A 19,614-nucleotide genomic window follows, 5' to 3' on the forward strand; every position below is an offset into this window, starting at 1 on the left:
GGATTGTCCGGAGATCAAAAACCAGGATCCCAATCTACTTCAATCGTGCCAGTAGAGAGATCGACTTTCTTGATAACCTGTTCATCAAGAAACGGGATTAACCGCTCTTGCGCACCGAATGCATCTTTCAGGTTTGCCTTAACAACGAGAACGTCGTTCGAACCGGTTTCCATCAAATCAATGACTTTGCCCATTTCGTAACCGTCGAGGTTTACCACTTTGCAACCCATAAGGTCTTTCCAGTAGTAATCACCCTCTTCCAGCGCTGGCAGCTGAGCAGAATCAACCGTAATTTCGCAATTGGTTAACTGTGCCGCAGCGTCCCGATCGTCAATGCCTTTGACTTTGATGATCAGGTCCTGATTGTGGTGCTTCCAACCTTCCAGTTCGACCTGCTGCCATTTACCGGCACGCTGGATGAACCAGGGTTGGTAGTCGAAGATGCTTTCAGCGTCTTCAGTGGAGGAAAACACTTTGAGCCAACCTCGAATGCCGTAAGCGGCCCCCATTTTCCCCAATACAATTGGGTTAACGAGAGGCTGTGCGGCAGGTTTAATGCTCATGCTAACCACCGTGACAGATTAAGCTGCTTTTTTTGCTTCTTTGATCAGCGCGTTAACGCGATCAGAAAGCGTTGCGCCCTGGCCAACCCAGTGCTCAATACGGTCCAGATCCAGACGCAGACCTTCAGCCTGACCAGAAGCGATCGGGTTGAAGAAACCTACGCGCTCGATGAAACGACCATTACGCGCATTGCGGCTGTCAGTAACGACGACCTGATAGAACGGACGCTTTTTCGCGCCGTGACGTGCCAAACGAATTGTAACCATAACATCCTCATTAGTTAATAAAGCGCTCGGGCTCCATCGAGGGATGGAACCCGAGCGCAATATAAAAAGCCCGAAAATTTTACTCATTTTGGCGAAAAAAGCAACCTGAGCGTGTTAATTTTCTGGCTGTGTGCCGCTCGCCTTAGCGACCGGGGAATCCGGGCGGCATCATACCTTTCATGCCACGCATCATTTTGGCCATGCCACCCTTCTTCATTTTCTTCATCATGCGCTGCATGTCGTCGAACTGTTTCAATAAACGGTTAACGTCCTGCACCTGCATACCTGAACCGGTGGCAATACGGCGCTTGCGTGAGCCCTTGATGATTTCCGGTTTCTGACGCTCTTTGGTGGTCATCGAATTGATGATCGCCTCCATACGCACCAGCACTTTGTCATCCATCTGCGATTTCACGTTGTCTGGCAATTGCCCCATGCCCGGCAGCTTACCCATCAGGCTGGCCATGCCGCCCATGTTGCGCATCTGCTTCAGCTGATCGAGGAAGTCGTTGAGATCAAAGCCATCACCGGTTTTGAGTTTCTTCGCCAGCTTCTCCGCCTGTTCGCGGTCAACTTTGCTCTCGATATCTTCGATCAGCGACAGTACGTCGCCCATGCCGAGGATGCGTGAGGCGATACGGTCTGGATAGAACGCTTCCAGTGCTTCCGTCTTCTCACCCATACCCATGAATTTAATCGGCTTGCCGGTGATATGACGAATAGACAGCGCTGCACCACCGCGCGCATCACCATCCACTTTCGTCAGAATCACACCCGTCAGTGGCAGCGCTTCATTGAAGGCTTTTGCCGTGTTTGCCGCATCCTGACCAGTCATGGCATCGACCACAAACAAGGTTTCCACCGGATTGATCGCGGCGTGTACCTGTTTGATCTCGTCCATCATCGCTTCATCAACGTGCAGACGACCGGCGGTATCCACCAGCAGCACGTCGTAGAATTGCAGCTTCGCTTCTTTCAGGGCGTTCTTAACGATGTCGACAGGCTTTTGGCTCAGATCGGAAGGACAGAAGTCCACGCCAACCTGCTGCGCCAGTGTTTCCAGCTGTTTAATCGCCGCCGGGCGATAAACGTCAGCAGAAACCACCAGCACTTTCTTCTTATGCTTCTCGCGCAGGAACTTACCCAGCTTCGCCACGCTCGTGGTTTTACCCGCACCCTGCAGGCCCGCCATCAACACCACAGCCGGAGGCTGTGCGTTCAGATTGAGCGCATTATTTTCTGCACCCATTGCCGCAACCAGCTCGTTGCGAACAATTTTGATAAATTCCTGGCCAGGCGTCAGGCTTTTGTTTACATCCTGACCTACCGCCGCTTCTTTCACGCGGTTGATGAACTCACGCACGACCGGCAGCGCAACGTCCGCTTCCAGCAATGCCATGCGCACTTCACGCAAGGTGTCTTTAATGTTGTCTTCGGTCAGCCTTCCGCGGCCGCTGATGTTGCGCAGGGATTGCGACAAACGATCGGTTAAATTATCAAACATGCTCTCTCACTTAGGACCGTAGCGAGGCCGCCTGGGCGGCACAATGCGGCGGATTATAGCACGAAGCCACAGCGATCTCTGCAATTGACCTTCAGATCGTTTGGAGCCTGATGCAGCTGGCGCTATACTGGTTTTTTCCTTATCTAACCGACACCTGAAAGGATCTATGTTCGTTTTCGCGATCGTGGCGCTGTTCGCCTACTCCCTCAGTCTTGCATTGATCATCCCCAGCCTGCTGAAACGCAACGGTGGCTGGCGTCGTTTTGCCGTACTTTCTGCTTGCGTCGCGTTGATCGCCCATGCGGTTGCACTGCAACAACGCATTTTTGCCGTCGATAACGGACAAAACCTCAGCCTGCTAAATATCGGTTCGCTGGTGAGTTTGCTGATCTGCGCGATCATGACCATCGTTGCATCGCGCAATCGCGGTTGGTTACTGTTGCCGATTGTCTACGGCTTTGCCTTGATTAACCTCGCCTTCGCCACCTTTGTGCCGAATGCCTTTATTACCCATCTCGAAACCACGCCGGGCATGATGATCCATATCGGCCTGTCGCTGTTTGCCTACGCTACGCTGATTATCGCGGCACTGTACGCGCTGCAGCTGGCATGGATTGATTACCAGTTGAAAAATAAGAAACTGGCTTTCACCCAGGATATGCCGCCGCTGCTGAGTATTGAGCGTAAGATGTTTCATATCACGCAAATTGGTGTAGTGCTGTTGACGTTGGTGCTGTGTACCGGTCTGTTCTTCATGCATAACCTGTTTAGCGCGGAGAATGTCGATAAAGCGGTGCTGTCCATTCTTGCCTGGTTTGTTTATATCGTTCTGCTCTGGGGACACTATCATGAGGGCTGGCGCGGACGTCGCGTCGTCTGGTTTAACTGCGGTGGTGCACTGCTGCTGACCATGGCCTACTTCGGCAGTCGCGTGCTTCAGCACCTGCTCACTTCTCACTAAAGGAATTTTTGCGTTGGAACATGTTTCAACCACCACGCTGATCGTTACGCTGGTCATCATGGTGCTGGTCTCTGCGTACTTCTCCGGTTCAGAGACCGGCATGATGACGCTCAATCGTTATAAATTGCGCCACAAAGCCAAAAGCGGTAATCGCGCGGCTCGTCGTGTCGAAAAACTTTTACGCCGTCCTGATCGCTTAATCAGCCTGGTGCTGATAGGCAACAACCTCGTGAATATCCTGGCCTCCGCATTGGGTACCATTGTCGGTATGCGTCTTTACGGCGATGCGGGTGTGGCAATTGCCACCGGGATCCTGACTTTTGTGGTGCTGGTGTTTGCTGAAGTGCTGCCGAAAACCATTGCAGCGCTTTACCCCGAAAAAGTCGCCTATCCCAGCAGCGTGCTGCTGGCGCCGCTGCAGTATGTGATGCTGCCCTTGGTCTGGCTGCTCAACACCATTACCCGCATTCTGATGCGCATGGTTGGTATCAAAACGGAAGGCTCAATTAGTTCAGCCCTAAGTAAGGAAGAGTTGCGTACCATTGTCTATGAGTCCCGCTCACTGATGTCACGTCGTAATCAGGACATGCTGCTGTCGGTGCTGGACCTGGAAAAGGTCAGCGTTGATGACATCATGGTGCCACGCAATGAAATTGTCGGCATTAACGTCAACGACGACTGGAAATCGATTGTTCGCCAACTGAGTAATTCCCCGCATGGCCGGATCGTGCTGTTCCGCGATTCGCTGGATGATTCGGTTGGCATGCTGCGCGTGCGTGAAGCCTGGCGCATGATGACCGAGAAGAAAGAGTTCAACAAAGATCGCCTGCTGCGCGCCGCTGATGAAATTTACTATGTGCCGGAAGGTACACCGCTGAATGTCCAGCTGGTGAAATTCCAGCGTAATAAGAAGAAAGTCGGCTTAGTGGTCGATGAATATGGTGACATCAAAGGACTGGTGACCATTGAAGACATTCTGGAAGAGATTGTTGGCGACTTTACGACGTCTATGTCTCCTTCGCTGGCGGAAGAAGTGATGCCGCAGAATGATGGCTCAGTGCTGATTGAAGGCAGCGCCAACGTGCGTGAAATCAATAAAGCCTTTAACTGGACGTTACCCGAAGACGAAGCACGCACCATCAATGGCATGCTGCTGGAAGCACTGGAAGAGATTCCGCTGGTCGATACACGCGTGAAAATCGGGAAGTACGATGTGGATATCCTCGACGTGCAAGACAACATGGTGAAGCAGGTGCGCATTACCCCGCACCATCCGCTGAAATCCTCCATCGGTTCCTGAAGCCAAAAAAAACGCCGCGAACATCGCGGCGTTTTCATTTCTGCTCAGACAGACACTAGATGTGCAGCTCTTTCAACTTCTCAGCCGGCAGTTTCAGATCTTCGTTACGGTTCACGCCAATCTCATGCGCCAACACGTTACGCGCAATCTGCTGCGCTTCGTCGAGTGAGTGTAGCTTGTAGCTACCACACTGGTATTCATTCAGTTCCGGGATCTGGCTCTGTTCTTTCACTTTCAGAACATCTTCCATCGCCCCTTTCCACGCTTTCGCTACGCGCTGCTCGTCTGGTTCACCAATCAAGCTCATGTAGAAGCCGGTGCGGCAGCCCATTGGCGAGATATCAACGATTTCCACGCCATCACCATTGAGGTGATTACGCATAAAGCCAGCGAACAGGTGCTCCAGCGTATGGATGCCGCGCTCAGTCAGAATATCGATATTCGGACGGCAGAAACGCAGGTCAAAAACGGTGATGGTATCGCCATGCGGAGTATTCATGGTTTTTGCAACGCGCACAGCGGGTGCCCCCATGATGGTGTGATCAACAGTAAAACTATCCAGTAGTGGCATACGTCACCTCCTGTTTTGAGATTTTTTTTAAAACGATGAAACTTTTCCGTTCGCCCAACGTCTGAATATATGAAAGACGCGCATTTGTTATCATCATCCCTGACAACAGAGATGTTAATTTTGGCCACAATGATGTGGCCATTTTCTTTTTTAGCCTTCGCGACCTGCCAGATAACTTTCGAAATCCAGCGTATCACTCTGTTCCAGCTTTTCCTGCGCCTGTACCGATTCCAACGCCTGACGACTGAAGTCATCTTCGGTCAAAATCTCTAACGGCTCTTCACACAGCAGATGGCGATACTGTTCAGCCAGTGCCACACCTGCGCCGGTTAAGCCATATTCTTTGATGGCATGCAGAATACGCGCTGAATAGGTTAGCTCAGGATCATCAAACGATGCCACCAGTTGATCGCACACCTGTTGATATTGCGTGCTGCCATAATTGCTATCGAGCACCTCGGCAACACGACGCAGATCGGCAAACAGGGCTTTACCTACATCAACCAGCGGATGTTCTGTATCGCTACAACCTACACCAATCACCTGGCCCGGCTTACGTCCTTCCATGACCACGCGGTTCCAGTTTTTACGGCTGCATAACAGCTCGTCAGAACTCATCTCAGGCGCATCCGCCAGGGTACACCAGATCAGGAACAGGTCGAGGAAACGCGCCTGGTTAGCATCCACGCCAATGGCAGAGAACGGGTTGATATCCAGAGAACGCACTTCAATGTACTCGATACCGCCGCGTAACAACGCATCCGAAGGCGCTTCACCCGAACGTGTCACACGTTTTGGACGAATAGGTGCGTACAGTTCGTTCTCAATCTGTAACACGTTGGTGTTCAGCTGCAGCCAGTTGCCGTCGGCATCTTTGGTGCCCATGGCCGCATACTCTTCTGACGGCGTTTTAATCGCTGCTTTCAGCGCAGCAACGTAACCGTCGAGCGAGTTGAAGGTGATGCCCAAACCGCTCTGCGACTTGTTGGTGTAGCCCAAATCACTGAGGCGCAGCGAGGTGGCATACGGCAGCCACAACGTCCCCTTGCCGTCCGTTTCAAAAGGTAATTTGCTTTCACGTCCCTGCAGGAACGATGAACAGATCGCTGGAGATGCACCGAACAGATAAGGGATCACCCAACCAAAACGATAATAATTGCGGATCAGACGCAGATATCCAGCAGAAATGGTCTCTTTGCCGCTTTCCGCATCTTTTACATCTGCCCACTCCTGCCAGAACGACAGTGGCAGCGAGAAGTTATAATGCACACCTGAGATAATCTGCATCAGTGCGCTGTAGCGATTTTTCAGTCCCTGCCGATAGAGGGTTTTCATCTTGCCGATATTAGAGCTGCCATATTGCGCCAGCTCAATGCTATCAACATCTTCAACATAACCCGGCATACTGAACGGCCACATGCGTTCCTGACCTAACTCTCGCGCAGTGTGGCGATGTATATCACGCAGGAAGGCCAGTGACCGATCAATGCTTTGATCGACAGGTGTAATGAACTCCAGCAGCGTTTCGGCAAAATCGGTGGTAATCCAACTGTGCTTGAGCGCCGAACCCAGGGATTCAGGATGTCCGGTCGTTGCCAGGTGACCATTCGGATTGACGCGCAACGTCTCGCGTTCAATGCCACGGCCGATACCCTTTAACGCGTCGGGATGCGCTTCCAACCAGGAAAGCGCTTTTGATACGTCCGGGATCACATTAACCTCCCGCTGTGCGAATAATTTATTTTTGTTCAGCATAATGTTAACCGTAGCCTCGAATCTGTGCGAATCAATGCCACCATTGCATTGTTTGTAATGTGGCGGTCGCGATAACGATATAACGCAGCGTTTTACCGATGGCGAGGAACAGCACCGAGGGCAGCCAGGCAAAGCGCAACCAGCCTGCAAGCACGCAAAGCAGGTCGCCCACTACCGGCAGCCAGCTTAAAAGCAGCGCTGCAGGACCCAATCGATGTAACCACGTCATTGCTGTGTCATGCCATCGCCCCTGCCCTTTTGGCGGCATGAGGCGACCGAGAATAATGTTGGTCAGGCCACCCAGCGTGTTTCCCACTGATGCGGCCAATAACAATCCATAGATCGAACCCTGTTGGGCGATCAGCAAAGCAATCAGCACAGCCTCTGAACTTCCTGGAAGCAGGGTGGCACTCAGAAAGCTACTGCCGAATAACGATCCATAGGTCAGAATTTCATTCACAGTAAACGGACATCAACCACATCCATGCCCGCGGCTCGCGCCGCCTGAACACCAAAGTCAGCATCTTCAAATACCACACAGCGTTCAGGTGCCACGCCCATTAACTCGGCGCAGCGTAAAAAGGTATCGGGTTGGGGTTTATGGCGCTGCACATCATCCGCGCCGACAACGGCATCAAACAGATGATAAACACCCAAGGCTTCAAGCAGGGCCTTTGCCAGGCTGTGTTCACTGCCAGTACCCACCGCCATGGGACGACGACCGTGATACGCTTTTACCACGTCCATTAACGGTAAAGGGCGTACATCATCCAGCAACATCGCCTTGAGCGCTTCGGTTTTCTCTGCGGCCAGCAAATGAGGGTCATGCTCAGCGTTGTTCTGCTCAAGAATGTACTGCGCCAGCTGCCAGGTGGGCGCGCCATTAAAACTCACCATTTTTTTCTCATCCATGGTGAAACCGTAACGGCTCAGCACCTGCTGCCAGGCTTTTCGATGTGTCGGCTCAGTATCCAGGATTGTGCCGTCCATATCGAAAATCAGGGCGTCATATTGGTCGTACATTGTCACTCCATCGAGCACCACAAAATGAGCCATTACTTTAGCGTAATGCGCTTAGGTTGTCGCCAGGTGTGCTTAACAGCAAATGCTTTGAAAGCATTAGCTATTTTTGTTTTCGGAAAAAGGTCAGGTAGCGATACCGGGGATAAATGGCGGTTATATAAGTGATTTTTGCGTGATGAAGAAAATGGGAAGTAAATTCAGAAAGCGGGCGTTGATTGTTTCGAACAGGAGATGGTGCATCCAGGAGGATTCGAACCTCCGACCGCTCGGTTCGTAGCCGAGTACTCTATCCAGCTGAGCTATGGATGCATTGGGGTCTAACTGATGTTACGGATGAAACAGTTTGAGAATAGCATGAAGAAAACAGAATGGTGCATCCAGGAGGATTCGAACCTCCGACCGCTCGGTTCGTAGCCGAGTACTCTATCCAGCTGAGCTATGGATGCATTGAGAGATTTTCTTACGATGGACTTACTGCAATCAACCTGGGAATGATACGAAGAATGGTGCATCCAGGAGGATTCGAACCTCCGACCGCTCGGTTCGTAGCCGAGTACTCTATCCAGCTGAGCTATGGATGCATCGAGTTAATTCTTGTACAACGCAGGGTGCTGACAACTCACCATGAAAGGAACTGCTCGTTCACTCTTACTTCAATTTTCCGAATGGTGCATCCAGGAGGATTCGAACCTCCGACCGCTCGGTTCGTAGCCGAGTACTCTATCCAGCTGAGCTATGGATGCATCGGAAATGGCGGTGAGGCGGGGATTCGAACCCCGGATGCAGCTTTTGACCGCATACTCCCTTAGCAGGGGAGCGCCTTCAGCCTCTCGGCCACCTCACCTTACGCGTTCTTCCGAACCGTGCTTCTGAACTTGTTTCTGCTCATCGGCACTGCGTGGCGCACATATTACTTTCCCGCACTTATAAGTCAAACAATTTTTCCCGACTTTTTCTGGATATCGTTCTGTTTGCACAAATGACGCGCAATTAGGATGTTTTGCCGACAAAAAGAGTGATTAATCAACAGCGAAAGCACGTTGCAGTTAACAAAATGGGAAGAAAGAAAATGAGGTTAAGGGCGGAAAAAATGAAGATGGGAGGATAAAAGCGGTAGCGCCTCGCAGGATGCGAGGCGCTGAATCCGTTAGTAACTCGTTTGCTGAGTTTTTTCGGCCTGGATACGCTGATAGATTTCTTCGCGATGCACCGAAACTTCTTTAGGCGCATTGACGCCAATACGGACCTGGTTACCTTTAACACCCAGCACCGTTACAGTCACCTCATCGCCAATCATGAGGGTTTCACCAACTCGACGAGTTAGAATAAGCATTCTTTGCTCCTTGAAAGATTAAAAGAGTCGGGCCTGTTCGGTCTCCCGGCCATATCCATCATATAACGCTGAACAATGTCTATGACAAATACACCATTGTGCATCGCCACGCCAATACATTCTGCTGATAGTTAGTTTAGCCGAAATACACTACATCAACCGGACTTTGTCATTATCGGGTGCACACCGCGTTAAAAAGCGCCAGAACATGGAGATTCTGGCGCTGCTCACGATGCTGAATTTTAATTCGTTACAGTCGGTTACTCACCCACTCCGACACGCCAGCCAGTGCGCCAGCCAGTGCCTCAGGGTTTGTACCACCCGCCTGAGCCATATCAGGACGACCGCCACCTTTTCCGCCAACCTGAGCGGCCAGTTCGCCGACCAGCTCACCCGCTTTGACGCGGTCAGTCAGGTCTTTAGTCACCCCAGCAATCAGTGAAACCTTACCTTCAGCAACCGTTGCCAGCACAATGATGGCCGAGCCGAGCTGATTCTTCAGGTCATCCATCATGGTGCGAAGCATCTTCGGCTCAACGTTGTTAAGCTCGCTGACCAGCAGTTTTGTCCCCTTCACGTCCATCGCTTTACTGCTCAGCGAGGCACTCTCTTGCGCCGCTTGCTGATCGCGTAGCTGCTGCAGTTCTTTTTCCAGCGCGCGAACATGATCAACCAGGCCGCGCACTTTCTCATTCAGATTACTGCTGTTGGCTTTAACCACCTGAGCAATCTCAGATATCTGATCGCTCTGCGCATGCAGCTGAGCAATCGCGCCTTCACCCGTCAGCGCTTCAATACGACGCACACCTGCCGCCGTGCCGGATTCAGACTGAATGCGGAACAGGCCAATGTCGCCAGTGCGCGCTGCGTGCGTACCACCGCACAGCTCAACGGAATATTCGCCCATGCTGACCACGCGCACACGCTGTTCATATTTCTCACCAAACAACGCCGTTGCGCCGCGCGCTTTCGCTTCATCCAGATCCATTACTTCAGTCTGGATGAGTAAATTGCGACGAATCTGGGTATTAACGATATCTTCAACGGTGCGAATCTGCTCTGGCTTCATCGCTTCGGTATGAGAGAAGTCGAAGCGCAGGTATTTATCGTTGTTCAGTGAGCCTTTCTGACCGACATGATCGCCCAATACTTCACGTAACGCTTCATGCATCAGATGCGTTGCGGAGTGGTTGAGGATAATACGTGCACGGCGCTCTTCATCCACTTGTGCATTGAGGCGGTCACCCACACGTAGCTCACCGCTGTTGAGCTTACCGATATGACCAAAGGCTTTGCCATACTTCTGTGTATCCTGGACACTGAATTCAGCATTCTGCCCAGTCAGCACACCGGTATCGCCCACCTGGCCACCTGACTCGCCATAGAATGGTGTTTGATCCAGAATCACTACCGCTTCCTGGCCAGCCGCGATCTGCTCAACCTGCTGACCGCCAACGAACAGCGCCTGCACGGTGCCTTCAGCCTGCAGTTGGTCATAGCCTTTGAAGTCAGTGGCGGCATCAAAGCGAATCACATTGTTGTAGTCCGCGCCAAAACCACTGGCCTCACGCGCACGCTGGCGCTGCTGTTCCATGGCTGTTTCGAAGCCCGCTTCATCAATCTTCAGATTGCGCTCGCGGCAGACGTCAGCGGTCAAATCCGCCGGGAAACCGAAGGTGTCATACAGGCGGAAGACCGTTTCGCCATCCAGCGTATCACCTTGCAGATTGGCTAACTCTTCATCCAGTAAAGCCAGGCCGCGTTCCAGCGTTTTAGCGAACTGCTCTTCTTCATTTTTCAGGGCATTTTCAACATGCTTTTGCTGGCGTTTCAGGTCTTCACCGGCATCGCCCATGACATCAATCAATGGCGCGACCAGCTTGTAGAAGAAGGCTTCTTTAGCTCCCAACATATTGCCATGACGCACTGCACGACGAATGATACGGCGCAGCACGTAGCCACGGTTTTCATTCGACGGGATGACGCCATCAGCGATCAGGAATGCACAGGAACGGATGTGGTCTGCGATGACGCGCAACGATTTATTGTTGAGGTCGGTCGCACCGGTTACCTGAGCAACAGCCTTGATCAGCTTGGCAAACAGATCGATTTCATAGTTTGAGTTAACGTGCTGCAGCACCGCGGCGATGCGCTCCAGGCCCATACCAGTATCAACAGAAGGCTTCGGCAGAGGTTCCATGGTGCCGTCGGCCTGACGGTTGAACTGCATGAAGACGATGTTCCAGATCTCAATATAGCGATCGCCATCTTCTTCCGGGCTGCCCGGTGGGCCACCCCAGATATGGTCGCCATGATCGTAGAAAATTTCGGTGCACGGACCACAAGGGCCGGTATCACCCATCTGCCAGAAGTTATCAGACGCGTAGGCGCTGCCCTTGTTATCGCCGATGCGAATAATACGTTCGCGCGGCACACCGACATCGTTAGCCCAGATTTCGAAGGCTTCATCATCGGTTTCATAAACGGTGACCCACAGACGTTCTTTCGGCAGCTTGAACCACTGTTCACCCGTCAGCAGTTCCCAGGCATAAGCAATCGCTTCTTTCTTGAAGTAGTCGCCAAAGCTGAAGTTACCCAGCATTTCAAAGAAGGTGTGGTGACGAGCGGTGTAACCAACGTTCTCAAGATCGTTGTGCTTACCACCGGCGCGTACACAACGTTGAGACGTGGTTGCGCGTGCATAATCGCGTTTATCCTGACCGAGGAAAAGGTCTTTAAACTGCACCATTCCCGCATTGGTAAACAGCAACGTTGGGTCGTTGTTCGGTACGAGGGAGCTGCTGGCTACAACCTGATGTCCCTTGCTATGAAAAAAGTCGAGAAACGCTTGACGGATCTCAGCAGTGCTCTTGCTCATATAATTCCTGGAATCACGCTAACGAACGTTCCCTTTCGCGGGCAAACCACATCTGCAGGTTTACCGCTGATTGAGGAACAAAAAGTGGGAATAAGATAAATTTTCTTCAGTGGGAAGTAAAATCCCATCGCCTTTCAGTCGTCAATATTTCTGAAAACTGCCTGAATATCTTCCATCATAAAGCCTTTAGACATTAAAAAGCGCTGTACTTTGCTTTTCTCAGCCCAGGTTTGCGGCAGAGGATCACCAAACTTACGCTTAGCCAAATCGGCCGCGCATTGGCTCCAGTCCACTTCAGTATCCATCATCGCCTGATTGATCTCATCGCGGCTGATGCCCTTCTGCTGCAATTCCATACGCACGCGCTGTGAGCCGTAACCTTTCCGTGCGCGACTTTGGATAAAGCGTTCGGTGAAGCGCTGATCGTTGAGCCAGCCACTCTCCTGGCACCAGTCGAGCACCTTTTCCAGCAGCTCATCCGGTATCGGCACATTTTCTTCTTGCTTCAGATAAGCCGCACGCTGAGAAGAGAGTTGCAGCTTACGCTTCAATTCGTCACGGCTGTGGTCACGCTGCGATAGCACACGCATGGCACGATCCAGCAAACGGGAAAATGTCGGCACCGAAGCCGTTGAGGGTGATGATGACATGAATTTGACCTTGTTCTGACTGTTGCGCAGGGTAAAGCAAGAAGACGATCAGGGGAAGTGTTGACGGGGAAAAGCAAACGGGAGCATCGCTGCTCCCGTGGGGGGTATCTTAGAAATCTTCGTTGGTTTCGCTAGCTTCTTCGTAGTCATCAGCAGAGATTTCTGCTGCACCCGCTCCAGCCGTTGCACCCGTCAGCAGCAGATCGCGTAACTTCTTATCGATCTCGTTAGCAATCGCTGGGTTCTCTTTCAGGAAGTTGGTCGAGTTCGCTTTACCTTGACCAATCTTTTCGCCGTTGTAGCTGTACCACGCACCGGCTTTCTCAACCAGTTTGTGTTTCACGCCGAGATCCACCAGCTCGCCAAAGGTGTTGATGCCTTCACCGTACATAATCTGGAATTCAGCCTGCTTAAATGGCGCAGCAATTTTGTTCTTCACCACTTTTACGCGGGTTTCGCTACCGACCACTTCATCGCCCTCTTTAATCGCACCGATACGGCGGATATCAAGACGAACAGAGGCATAGAATTTCAGCGCGTTACCACCGGTGGTGGTTTCTGGGTTACCAAACATCACACCAATTTTCATACGAATCTGGTTGATGAAGATCAGCAGCGTGTTGGACTGCTTCAGGTTACCCGCTAACTTACGCATCGCCTGGCTCATCATACGTGCGGCCAGACCCATGTGCGAATCACCGATTTCACCTTCGATTTCCGCTTTCGGCGTCAGTGCCGCAACGGAGTCCACGATGATCACATCAACGGCACCGGAGCGAGCTAACGCATCACAAATCTCCAGCGCTTGTTCACCGGTGTCCGGCTGCGAACACAGCAGATTGTCGATATCAACGCCGAGTTTTTTGGCATACACCGGATCAAGCGCATGTTCAGCATCGATAAAGGCACAGGTTTTACCTTTACGCTGTGCAGCGGCAATCACCTGCAGCGTCAGCGTGGTTTTACCGGAAGATTCTGGTCCGTAGATCTCAACGATACGCCCCATCGGCAAGCCACCAGCACCCAACGCGATATCCAGTGACAGTGAACCGGTTGAGATGGTCTCTACGTCCATTGAGCGGTCTTCACCCAGGCGCATGATTGAGCCTTTGCCAAATTGTTTCTCAATCTGGCCCAGCGCGGCAGCTAAAGCTTTCTGTTTGTTCTCGTCAATCGCCATTTCCACTCCTAATCATGCTGGGTAAGCCGACATCATTGTGTGCCTGCTCGTTCTGTTGCCGGTAATTATACTGTATGACCATACAGTATCAAGTTTAATTTGTCAGAAATTCATCAAGCAGTGTTTGCAGCGCCCAGCTGACGGATTGCCGACGCACCGCGTCACGGTCTCCGGCAAAGATCTGCCGCTGCGCCAGAACACGATCGCCAGGTCCGGCAATGGCAAACCACACTGTACCCACTGGCTTTTCTGCCGAACCACCATCTGGCCCCGCAATCCCGCTCACAGCAATGCCAAACTCGGCGCCGGCGGCATTGCAGGCACCTTGAGCCATCTCACGCACAGTTTGCTCACTGACCGCGCCATACTGCGCCAGAGTCGCTGCCTGCACGCCCACCATCTGCTGTTTGGCTTCGTTGCTGTAGGTCACGAACCCCCGCTCAAACCAGGCAGAGCTGCCACTGATATCGGTAAACACTTTGGCGATCCAGCCACCGGTGCAAGATTCCGCCGCGGTCACCGTTGCCTTGCGTTTCTTGAGCTGTTCACCAATACGCTGGCTGAGCTGCTGCAACTGTTGGTCGTTCATCGCCCTCTCCTGTTTTGGCGCTGCGCGTTAGCCATAAATGGTGCAACAGAGCGCCCTTTTCAACCTCTGTCGCACCAATTTGCGCAACCGCTTCCAGCAATTTTAACGCGTTCTCACTGCCACCATAAATAAACGCGGGAAAGCCAGCAAAACCTGACCATTGCTGCGTGGGGGATAAGCCGGCATTAATGCCTGATGATAGTCATGCAGAAAATCCGCTTGTTGCTGTTCGGTCAATCCAGCGAGGAAAGGACGCAAGCCCGTGGCACGGAGCCAGGTAATGATGGCCTGCGCATCGGCCATCGGGTGATAGTACGTGGTACGCCAGATATCCACCTGACAGCCTGCATCACTCAGCAAGTCATAATACTGTTCCGTGCTCAGCAGGCGTTTGCGATCCGCGGCCTGTGGCGAGATATGTGCCTGCCAGCGTTCACTGGCCGCCACTTTACGCATCAAGCTGTGAGAGGCTTCTTCAAGATTGTCCGGCATCTGTATCGCCAGAGCGCCACCGATATCCAGCTGTTCAACCAAATGCGGCAGCAGCGTGTAGTGATCGGTTAACCACTGCAGCGAAGCATTCGCATAGATGACCTGCTGTGGCTGGCTCGCCTGCCAGGTACGAATATCCGCCTGCAGAAAAGTGCAGGCAGGTAACCGCTCTTGCGCTTGTTCCAGCATGGCTGCAGAGCTATCGATGCCTGTAATCACCGCGCCTGGCCACGCTTGCGCCAGTAGCTCAGTGCTGTTGCCGGGACCGCATCCGAGGTCAGTCGCGAGATGCACGTCGGTTAGTGGAATACGTTCTAAGAGTTCACGCGCAGGGCGCGTGCGTTCCGATTCAAATTGACGATACAGCTGTGGATTCCAGTCTTGCATGGCAACGCTCCTGTCTGGCTGAAGAGCATCACACTACCTGTTTTCTCAATCGCTAAGCGAAGAGAAAAGTGCGATGTCTCACCTTTTTACCCTTTGTCACTGGTTAATGTGAGTCACGAGCACTAAGTTAAAACGATGTTTCATTTTTAAAAAACGAGGATCGCGTTATGGCTTCACAACCTGAATTAACCGGCGTCTGGTGTCCTTCAGTTACCCCTTTCGATCAACATAATAAGCTCGATATTGATGCGCTGGGCCGCCACTTTGCGCGCCTGAACGCCTCGGGGATTGATACGCTGTTGCTGATGGGCAGTATCGGGGAGTTTGCTTCGCTGACCCAACAGGAACGGCTGATGCTGATTCGCGAAGCTCGTCAGCTTTCGCCACTGACCATGGTCGCGAATATCTCAAGTACCTGCGTTCCCGACATGTTGCAGCTCACTGAAGCCGCCTGGAAAAACGGTTATGACGCCGTGATGGTTTTGCCGCCCTACTACTATGGGCAAACGCAGAAACAGCTGTTGAGCTACTTTAAAGCACTGGATAAACAGTTAGGCGGCAAGTGGTTTGCCTACAACTTTCCGGCGCGTACCGGTTGCGATTTAACGCCGGCATTGGTAGCAGAATTAGCCGCTGAACTGCCGCAGTTTATCGGCATTAAAGACACCATGGATTGTCTTTCACACAATCGGGCCCTGATTGAAGAAACCAAAAAGGTTCGCCCTGATTTCACCGTGCTTTCAGGGTATGACGAATATCTTCTGCCTAATTTGCTGGCAGGCGGTGCCGGGGTGATTTCCGGCTTAAACAACATAGTACCGGAGTTGTTTGCGGAGACGATGCACGCATGGCGAGCGGGAGAGTTAGCGCAGTTGGCACAGATTCAACAGCGTATTGGTAAGCTGATGGCGATTTACACCATCGGCGATGACTTTGTCACGACCATCAAAACCGCAGTGGCGCGCAAATATGATTCTATGAGCAGTCATTCACGTAATTATGGCGGTGAACTCACGGTTGAGCAGTGCGCAGAGCTGGATCGTTTGCTGATGTGATCACAATAAGGGACGGCCGGGCAGCCGTCCTGTTCTCAGTTCTTTTTAACAAACTCAGATTTGAGTTTCATCGGGCCAAAACCATCGATTTTGCAATCAATGTTGTGGTCGCCTTCAACCAGACGAATGCTTTTCACTTTGGTGCCAATCTTCAGGGTTGAAGAACTGCCTTTCACCTTGAGATCCTTAACCACGGTAACGCTGTCCCCATCAGCCAGCAGATTGCCATTGGCATCCCGCACCACCAAACCATCCGATGCTGCATCAGCACTCGGTGACCAGATATGGCCACAAGATGGGCAGTTCAGGTTCTCACCATCCTGCCAGGTATAATCAGCCTGGCACACTGGGCAAGCAGGTAATGTTGTCATGAGCATTCCTCAGAAGTCGAAAGGCGGTGAAGATGGCACCGCAAAAGGGGCGCCATCTTATACCCTCACTCTTTATAAGGACAGCATTAAAGCATGTTGCCCTGACGCGCTTTCGCCACTGCCTGACCCAATTGCCATACCGCCATGGCATAGTGTGTGCTGTGGTTATAACGCGTGATGACATAGAAGTTAGGCAGGCCATACCAATATTGATAACTGGTGCCAAGATCAAGGCGCAGCAGACTCGCCTGGTTATTACCATCCAGCGATCCTTGCGGCGTCAGGCCACTCGCCATCAGCGTATTCACCGGATAGAGCGTTTTAAACCCATTTTCCAGCGCAGGAGCCTGCCCGCTTGCCGGTACGGCAACATTCTGCCCTGCCCGCCAGCCGTGCTCTTTAAAGTAATTTGCTACGCTACCAATCGCATCCACAGGATCCCACAGGTTAATGTGGCCATCACCATTGAAGTCGACCGCATACTCTTTATAGGAAGACGGCATAAACTGGCCGTACCCCATTGCACCCGCAAAGGAACCGCGCAGATCCAGCGGATCATCCTGTTCAGTGCGCGCCATCAGCAGGAAGGTTTCCAGTTCGCCGCTGAAGTAGGCCGCGCGACGAGGATAGCTAAAGGATAAGGTGGCCAGCGCATCCAGCAGACGCGTTTTGCCCATCACCCGACCCCAGCGTGTTTCCACACCAATGATTCCGACAATGATCTCAGGCGGCACACCATAAACCTGCTGAGCGCGTTGCAGCGCGTGCTGATATTGATCCCAGAACGCCACACCATTTTGCACATTATCTGGCGTGATGAATTTATTACGGTAGCGGATCCAGGCGCCGTTTGGCCCCGTCGGAGGCGTGTAGCTTGGTGCTTGTTGATCCATCAGGCGCAGCACGTAATCGAGACGCTTCGCCTGGCCAATCACGGCGTGCAGTTGATCACGGTTAAAACCGTGTTTTGCCACCATTTGATCAATAAACTGCTCAGCCGCTGGATTCCCTGCGAAATCACCAAACATCGGCTGAACGGCGTGTGAAGGTTCCAGTAAAAAACCACCTTTTGGTGCAGGCACAACGGCGGTTTGCTGCTGGGTTGCAGGCTTACTGCTGCAGGCAGCAAGCAAGGCGATAAGTGGAAGAAAAGCAACCTTAAAACGCATTAGATATCCATAAGCCAGATGAAACCGGAAGCCAACATGGTAATCGTTCATCAAAGCGGGATACAGAGCAATATCTTAAATTTACGCCGCTATTCCCTGGTTTCAGTGGGTTGCAGCGAAAATTTGCGGAACAGCTCCACACTTTATCTTTATCGCCCAATTTTACTTTTTACTGCTTATCGCAATTTGTTAAGGTCGGCAGCCAGAATCCATTGCAGCCGGATGATGCGCGCAGGGCAAAATGTTAATATCTGCGCCTTGGTTATCCGTCTGTGAGATAACGCACCACACTGGCCTGCTCATATCGGGCAGCCATGATTGAACGAGTGAATTTTGAGCGAAAACGAGATGAAAGGAGCAGCGCAAATGGACTTTACTGGCCACACGCCCATGATGCAGCAGTATATGGTAAAAACCATTTTGTACTGATTTATTTATGTATTTTACAAATACAATAAAAAAATATACACATGGTATACATGTGGTACTTTGACACTTCAAAAATGGTTGTTTTTTGCACTCAAAAAATGACGATAAATTACAAATATCAAAAAACAGCTTTAAATCATTAAATATCAAACTTTTATAGCTATTGTTGGTGCGCAGTTCATGGTTTTTAAGTTGCACCAGCAAACAGCCAAAAACGAGTTTTGACTGTTTCTGTCGCCGCTATTTTAAAATCTGCCGAACTTACCCTCGTTACTCTTTCTTCGATTTCACGTAGTAACGCCACATCCTCAGATTTTACCTCTATAAAACTCATCCATGATTGAGATCACATCTTTTTCTGATTCCTGACTCAATTCAAAAATATCCTTTTTATTATCTATAAGATAGTTCACTAATCTTCGCTTAAACTTTTCATCAAAAAAATGCTCGCCATAATTTATTTTCTCTTCTTCCACAAATAAATTTAAAAAACGGCCCATAGTTTCAACATCTATTTCGACAGAGATATTAATGCGCTTACTCATTTTTAACTCCTGTATATTTGACAAAATAAAATCTAGGGTGTAGTTACAATATTGAGGATACCGTTTTTTTATTTATGGAGCAAGGTGTAATAACGTGTCCGTTATTTCCCTTGCCCATAAATCGCACTACGTTTGATTTAGGGATCTTTACCCTTCCGCTTTTCCCCCTAATAGCATTTAGGGGGGGCGGCAAAGAATAAACCAAAAACAAAAGGAGATATATATGTTATTTATGCTAGGTGTTATTTTTGCAATGTTCTATTTGTACTCAATGATGGAAGATACCATTAAACAAAAAACAAGTTCCAAATATAGTGCGTTGAGAAGTAAATATGATGACGCTGTTAAACAATACAATCTAGTTCAGATTGTGAAAAAAAAGGTAGGTAAAAAATAATGGATAGAAAAAAGGATAAAATATTATGAGTGATGAATTTGTTTATTTTTATTGTGAAGAATGTGAAAAAGAAACATTACACGTAAATGATATCGATTTTAATATCGATGGGGAATATGTATGTAATGAATGTAAAAATGTAATTCAGCTTGATGAAGACTATAAAAGGATAATGTAATAAAGTTAGAATTCAAA

20 protein-coding genes and 5 tRNA genes are annotated in these 19,614 nt (G+C 50.8%); 4 read left to right on the plus strand and 21 right to left on the minus strand.

Features of this window, described 5'->3' with window-relative positions; all coding sequences use genetic code 11:
- Window positions 1-14 precede the first annotated feature (14 nt).
- From rimM to ffh, 3 genes are all read right to left on the minus strand, one after another.
- Window positions 15-563, minus strand: a complete 549-nt coding sequence (gene rimM / locus AC6I8L_RS14940; protein WP_034822227.1) for a ribosome maturation factor RimM — start codon at window positions 561-563, stop codon at window positions 15-17.
- 18 nt (window positions 564-581) lie between these two features.
- Window positions 582-830, minus strand: a complete 249-nt coding sequence (rpsP, locus tag AC6I8L_RS14945; RefSeq protein WP_007893313.1) for a 30S ribosomal protein S16 — start codon at window positions 828-830, stop codon at window positions 582-584.
- A gap of 142 nt (window positions 831-972) precedes the next feature.
- Complete coding sequence (gene ffh, locus AC6I8L_RS14950; RefSeq protein WP_034822223.1) at window positions 973-2,334, minus strand: signal recognition particle protein; 1,362 nt, start codon at window positions 2,332-2,334, stop codon at window positions 973-975.
- Window positions 2,335-2,500: 166 nt separating this feature from the next.
- Between ffh and AC6I8L_RS14955 the strand changes: the two genes are divergently transcribed.
- Window positions 2,501-3,295 carry a cytochrome C assembly family protein gene (locus tag AC6I8L_RS14955; RefSeq protein WP_038645240.1) on the plus strand — a complete coding sequence of 265 codons (795 nt, stop codon included), beginning with the start codon at window positions 2,501-2,503 and terminating at the stop codon, window positions 3,293-3,295.
- A gap of 13 nt (window positions 3,296-3,308) precedes the next feature.
- The gene (locus AC6I8L_RS14960; RefSeq protein WP_045816444.1) at window positions 3,309-4,595 is read left to right on the plus strand and encodes an HlyC/CorC family transporter; all 1,287 of its coding nucleotides are present in this window, start codon (window positions 3,309-3,311) and stop codon (window positions 4,593-4,595) included.
- A gap of 55 nt (window positions 4,596-4,650) precedes the next feature.
- Here AC6I8L_RS14960 and luxS read toward each other — a convergent pair whose 3' ends face one another.
- The 15 genes from luxS to tam form a co-directional block, all read right to left on the minus strand.
- Window positions 4,651-5,166 carry an S-ribosylhomocysteine lyase gene (gene luxS / locus AC6I8L_RS14965; protein ID WP_034822217.1) on the minus strand — a complete coding sequence of 172 codons (516 nt, stop codon included), beginning with the start codon at window positions 5,164-5,166 and terminating at the stop codon, window positions 4,651-4,653.
- Between the two features lie 150 nt (window positions 5,167-5,316).
- Window positions 5,317-6,921 carry a glutamate--cysteine ligase gene (gene gshA / locus AC6I8L_RS14970; RefSeq protein WP_058962331.1) on the minus strand — a complete coding sequence of 535 codons (1,605 nt, stop codon included), beginning with the start codon at window positions 6,919-6,921 and terminating at the stop codon, window positions 5,317-5,319.
- A gap of 31 nt (window positions 6,922-6,952) precedes the next feature.
- Window positions 6,953-7,381, minus strand: a complete 429-nt coding sequence (locus AC6I8L_RS14975) for a YqaA family protein (RefSeq protein WP_058962330.1) — start codon at window positions 7,379-7,381, stop codon at window positions 6,953-6,955.
- Window positions 7,378-7,944 carry a fructose-1-phosphate/6-phosphogluconate phosphatase gene (yqaB, locus tag AC6I8L_RS14980; protein ID WP_058962329.1) on the minus strand — a complete coding sequence of 189 codons (567 nt, stop codon included), beginning with the start codon at window positions 7,942-7,944 and terminating at the stop codon, window positions 7,378-7,380. The genes AC6I8L_RS14975 and yqaB overlap by 4 nt, the downstream gene beginning before the upstream one ends.
- A gap of 232 nt (window positions 7,945-8,176) precedes the next feature.
- Window positions 8,177-8,253, minus strand: a tRNA-Arg gene (locus AC6I8L_RS14985).
- Between the two features lie 60 nt (window positions 8,254-8,313).
- Window positions 8,314-8,390: transfer RNA gene (locus AC6I8L_RS14990), tRNA-Arg, on the minus strand.
- Window positions 8,391-8,448: 58 nt separating this feature from the next.
- A tRNA-Arg gene (locus AC6I8L_RS14995) sits at window positions 8,449-8,525 on the minus strand.
- An 85-nt stretch (window positions 8,526-8,610) separates the two neighbouring features.
- Window positions 8,611-8,687, minus strand: a tRNA-Arg gene (locus AC6I8L_RS15000).
- A gap of 8 nt (window positions 8,688-8,695) precedes the next feature.
- A tRNA-Ser gene (locus AC6I8L_RS15005) sits at window positions 8,696-8,788 on the minus strand.
- A gap of 303 nt (window positions 8,789-9,091) precedes the next feature.
- Window positions 9,092-9,277, minus strand: coding sequence for a carbon storage regulator CsrA (gene csrA, locus AC6I8L_RS15010; RefSeq protein WP_004155916.1), 186 nt, complete (start codon window positions 9,275-9,277; stop codon window positions 9,092-9,094).
- A 250-nt stretch (window positions 9,278-9,527) separates the two neighbouring features.
- Entirely contained in the window at window positions 9,528-12,155 is a 2,628-nt protein-coding gene (alaS, locus tag AC6I8L_RS15015) for an alanine--tRNA ligase (protein WP_058961480.1), read from the minus strand.
- A gap of 134 nt (window positions 12,156-12,289) precedes the next feature.
- Window positions 12,290-12,805: a regulatory protein RecX gene (locus AC6I8L_RS15020; RefSeq protein ID WP_176505750.1), complete on the minus strand. Its 516-nt coding sequence runs from the start codon at window positions 12,803-12,805 to the stop codon at window positions 12,290-12,292.
- 109 nt (window positions 12,806-12,914) lie between these two features.
- Window positions 12,915-13,985 carry a recombinase RecA gene (gene recA / locus AC6I8L_RS15025; protein WP_034822205.1) on the minus strand — a complete coding sequence of 357 codons (1,071 nt, stop codon included), beginning with the start codon at window positions 13,983-13,985 and terminating at the stop codon, window positions 12,915-12,917.
- Between the two features lie 94 nt (window positions 13,986-14,079).
- Window positions 14,080-14,574, minus strand: coding sequence for a nicotinamide-nucleotide amidase (pncC, locus tag AC6I8L_RS15030; protein ID WP_058961482.1), 495 nt, complete (start codon window positions 14,572-14,574; stop codon window positions 14,080-14,082).
- A 102-nt stretch (window positions 14,575-14,676) separates the two neighbouring features.
- A complete protein-coding gene (gene tam / locus AC6I8L_RS15035) occupies window positions 14,677-15,453 on the minus strand; it encodes a trans-aconitate 2-methyltransferase (protein WP_058961483.1) in 777 nt (258 codons plus the stop codon).
- 167 nt (window positions 15,454-15,620) lie between these two features.
- Between tam and AC6I8L_RS15040 the strand changes: the two genes are divergently transcribed.
- On the plus strand, window positions 15,621-16,508 hold the full coding sequence (locus AC6I8L_RS15040) for a dihydrodipicolinate synthase family protein (protein WP_058961484.1): 888 nt from the start codon (window positions 15,621-15,623) through the stop codon (window positions 16,506-16,508).
- Window positions 16,509-16,543: 35 nt separating this feature from the next.
- Here AC6I8L_RS15040 and AC6I8L_RS15045 read toward each other — a convergent pair whose 3' ends face one another.
- From AC6I8L_RS15045 to AC6I8L_RS15055, 3 genes are all read right to left on the minus strand, one after another.
- Window positions 16,544-16,879 carry a zinc ribbon domain-containing protein YjdM gene (locus tag AC6I8L_RS15045; protein ID WP_034822198.1) on the minus strand — a complete coding sequence of 112 codons (336 nt, stop codon included), beginning with the start codon at window positions 16,877-16,879 and terminating at the stop codon, window positions 16,544-16,546.
- Between the two features lie 86 nt (window positions 16,880-16,965).
- Complete coding sequence (gene mltB / locus AC6I8L_RS15050; RefSeq protein ID WP_058961485.1) at window positions 16,966-18,048, minus strand: lytic murein transglycosylase B; 1,083 nt, start codon at window positions 18,046-18,048, stop codon at window positions 16,966-16,968.
- Between the two features lie 737 nt (window positions 18,049-18,785).
- Window positions 18,786-19,022 (minus strand): hypothetical protein, encoded by a 237-nt coding sequence (locus AC6I8L_RS15055; protein ID WP_058961486.1) that lies wholly within the window; start codon window positions 19,020-19,022, stop codon window positions 18,786-18,788.
- Window positions 19,023-19,444: 422 nt separating this feature from the next.
- On the opposite strand from AC6I8L_RS15055, the gene AC6I8L_RS15060 reads away from it, so the two are divergent.
- Window positions 19,445-19,597, plus strand: a complete 153-nt coding sequence (locus tag AC6I8L_RS15060; protein WP_167347132.1) for a hypothetical protein — start codon at window positions 19,445-19,447, stop codon at window positions 19,595-19,597.
- Window positions 19,598-19,614 lie beyond the last annotated feature (17 nt).

It is taken from the genome of Type-E symbiont of Plautia stali, from assembly GCF_059731115.1.

What these genes read in the sequence shown, in the direction of transcription:
- rimM (WP_034822227.1), bottom strand. Translation starts at nt 563, where the DNA reads ATGAGCATTAAACCTGCCGCACAGCCTCTCGTTAACCCAATTGTATTG.
- rpsP (WP_007893313.1), bottom strand. Translation starts at nt 830, where the DNA reads ATGGTTACAATTCGTTTGGCACGTCACGGCGCGAAAAAGCGTCCGTTC.
- ffh (WP_034822223.1), bottom strand. Translation starts at nt 2,334, where the DNA reads ATGTTTGATAATTTAACCGATCGTTTGTCGCAATCCCTGCGCAACATC.
- AC6I8L_RS14955 (WP_038645240.1), top strand. Translation starts at nt 2,501, where the DNA reads ATGTTCGTTTTCGCGATCGTGGCGCTGTTCGCCTACTCCCTCAGTCTT.
- luxS (WP_034822217.1), bottom strand. Translation starts at nt 5,166, where the DNA reads ATGCCACTACTGGATAGTTTTACTGTTGATCACACCATCATGGGGGCA.
- gshA (WP_058962331.1), bottom strand. Translation starts at nt 6,921, where the DNA reads ATGCTGAACAAAAATAAATTATTCGCACAGCGGGAGGTTAATGTGATC.
- yqaB (WP_058962329.1), bottom strand. Translation starts at nt 7,944, where the DNA reads ATGTACGACCAATATGACGCCCTGATTTTCGATATGGACGGCACAATC.
- csrA (WP_004155916.1), bottom strand. Translation starts at nt 9,277, where the DNA reads ATGCTTATTCTAACTCGTCGAGTTGGTGAAACCCTCATGATTGGCGAT.
- alaS (WP_058961480.1), bottom strand. Translation starts at nt 12,155, where the DNA reads ATGAGCAAGAGCACTGCTGAGATCCGTCAAGCGTTTCTCGACTTTTTT.
- AC6I8L_RS15020 (WP_176505750.1), bottom strand. Translation starts at nt 12,805, where the DNA reads ATGTCATCATCACCCTCAACGGCTTCGGTGCCGACATTTTCCCGTTTG.
- recA (WP_034822205.1), bottom strand. Translation starts at nt 13,985, where the DNA reads ATGGCGATTGACGAGAACAAACAGAAAGCTTTAGCTGCCGCGCTGGGC.
- pncC (WP_058961482.1), bottom strand. Translation starts at nt 14,574, where the DNA reads ATGAACGACCAACAGTTGCAGCAGCTCAGCCAGCGTATTGGTGAACAG.
- tam (WP_058961483.1), bottom strand. Translation starts at nt 15,453, where the DNA reads ATGCAAGACTGGAATCCACAGCTGTATCGTCAATTTGAATCGGAACGC.
- AC6I8L_RS15040 (WP_058961484.1), top strand. Translation starts at nt 15,621, where the DNA reads ATGGCTTCACAACCTGAATTAACCGGCGTCTGGTGTCCTTCAGTTACC.
- AC6I8L_RS15045 (WP_034822198.1), bottom strand. Translation starts at nt 16,879, where the DNA reads ATGACAACATTACCTGCTTGCCCAGTGTGCCAGGCTGATTATACCTGG.
- mltB (WP_058961485.1), bottom strand. Translation starts at nt 18,048, where the DNA reads ATGCGTTTTAAGGTTGCTTTTCTTCCACTTATCGCCTTGCTTGCTGCC.
- AC6I8L_RS15055 (WP_058961486.1), bottom strand. Translation starts at nt 19,022, where the DNA reads ATGAGTAAGCGCATTAATATCTCTGTCGAAATAGATGTTGAAACTATG.
- AC6I8L_RS15060 (WP_167347132.1), top strand. Translation starts at nt 19,445, where the DNA reads ATGAGTGATGAATTTGTTTATTTTTATTGTGAAGAATGTGAAAAAGAA.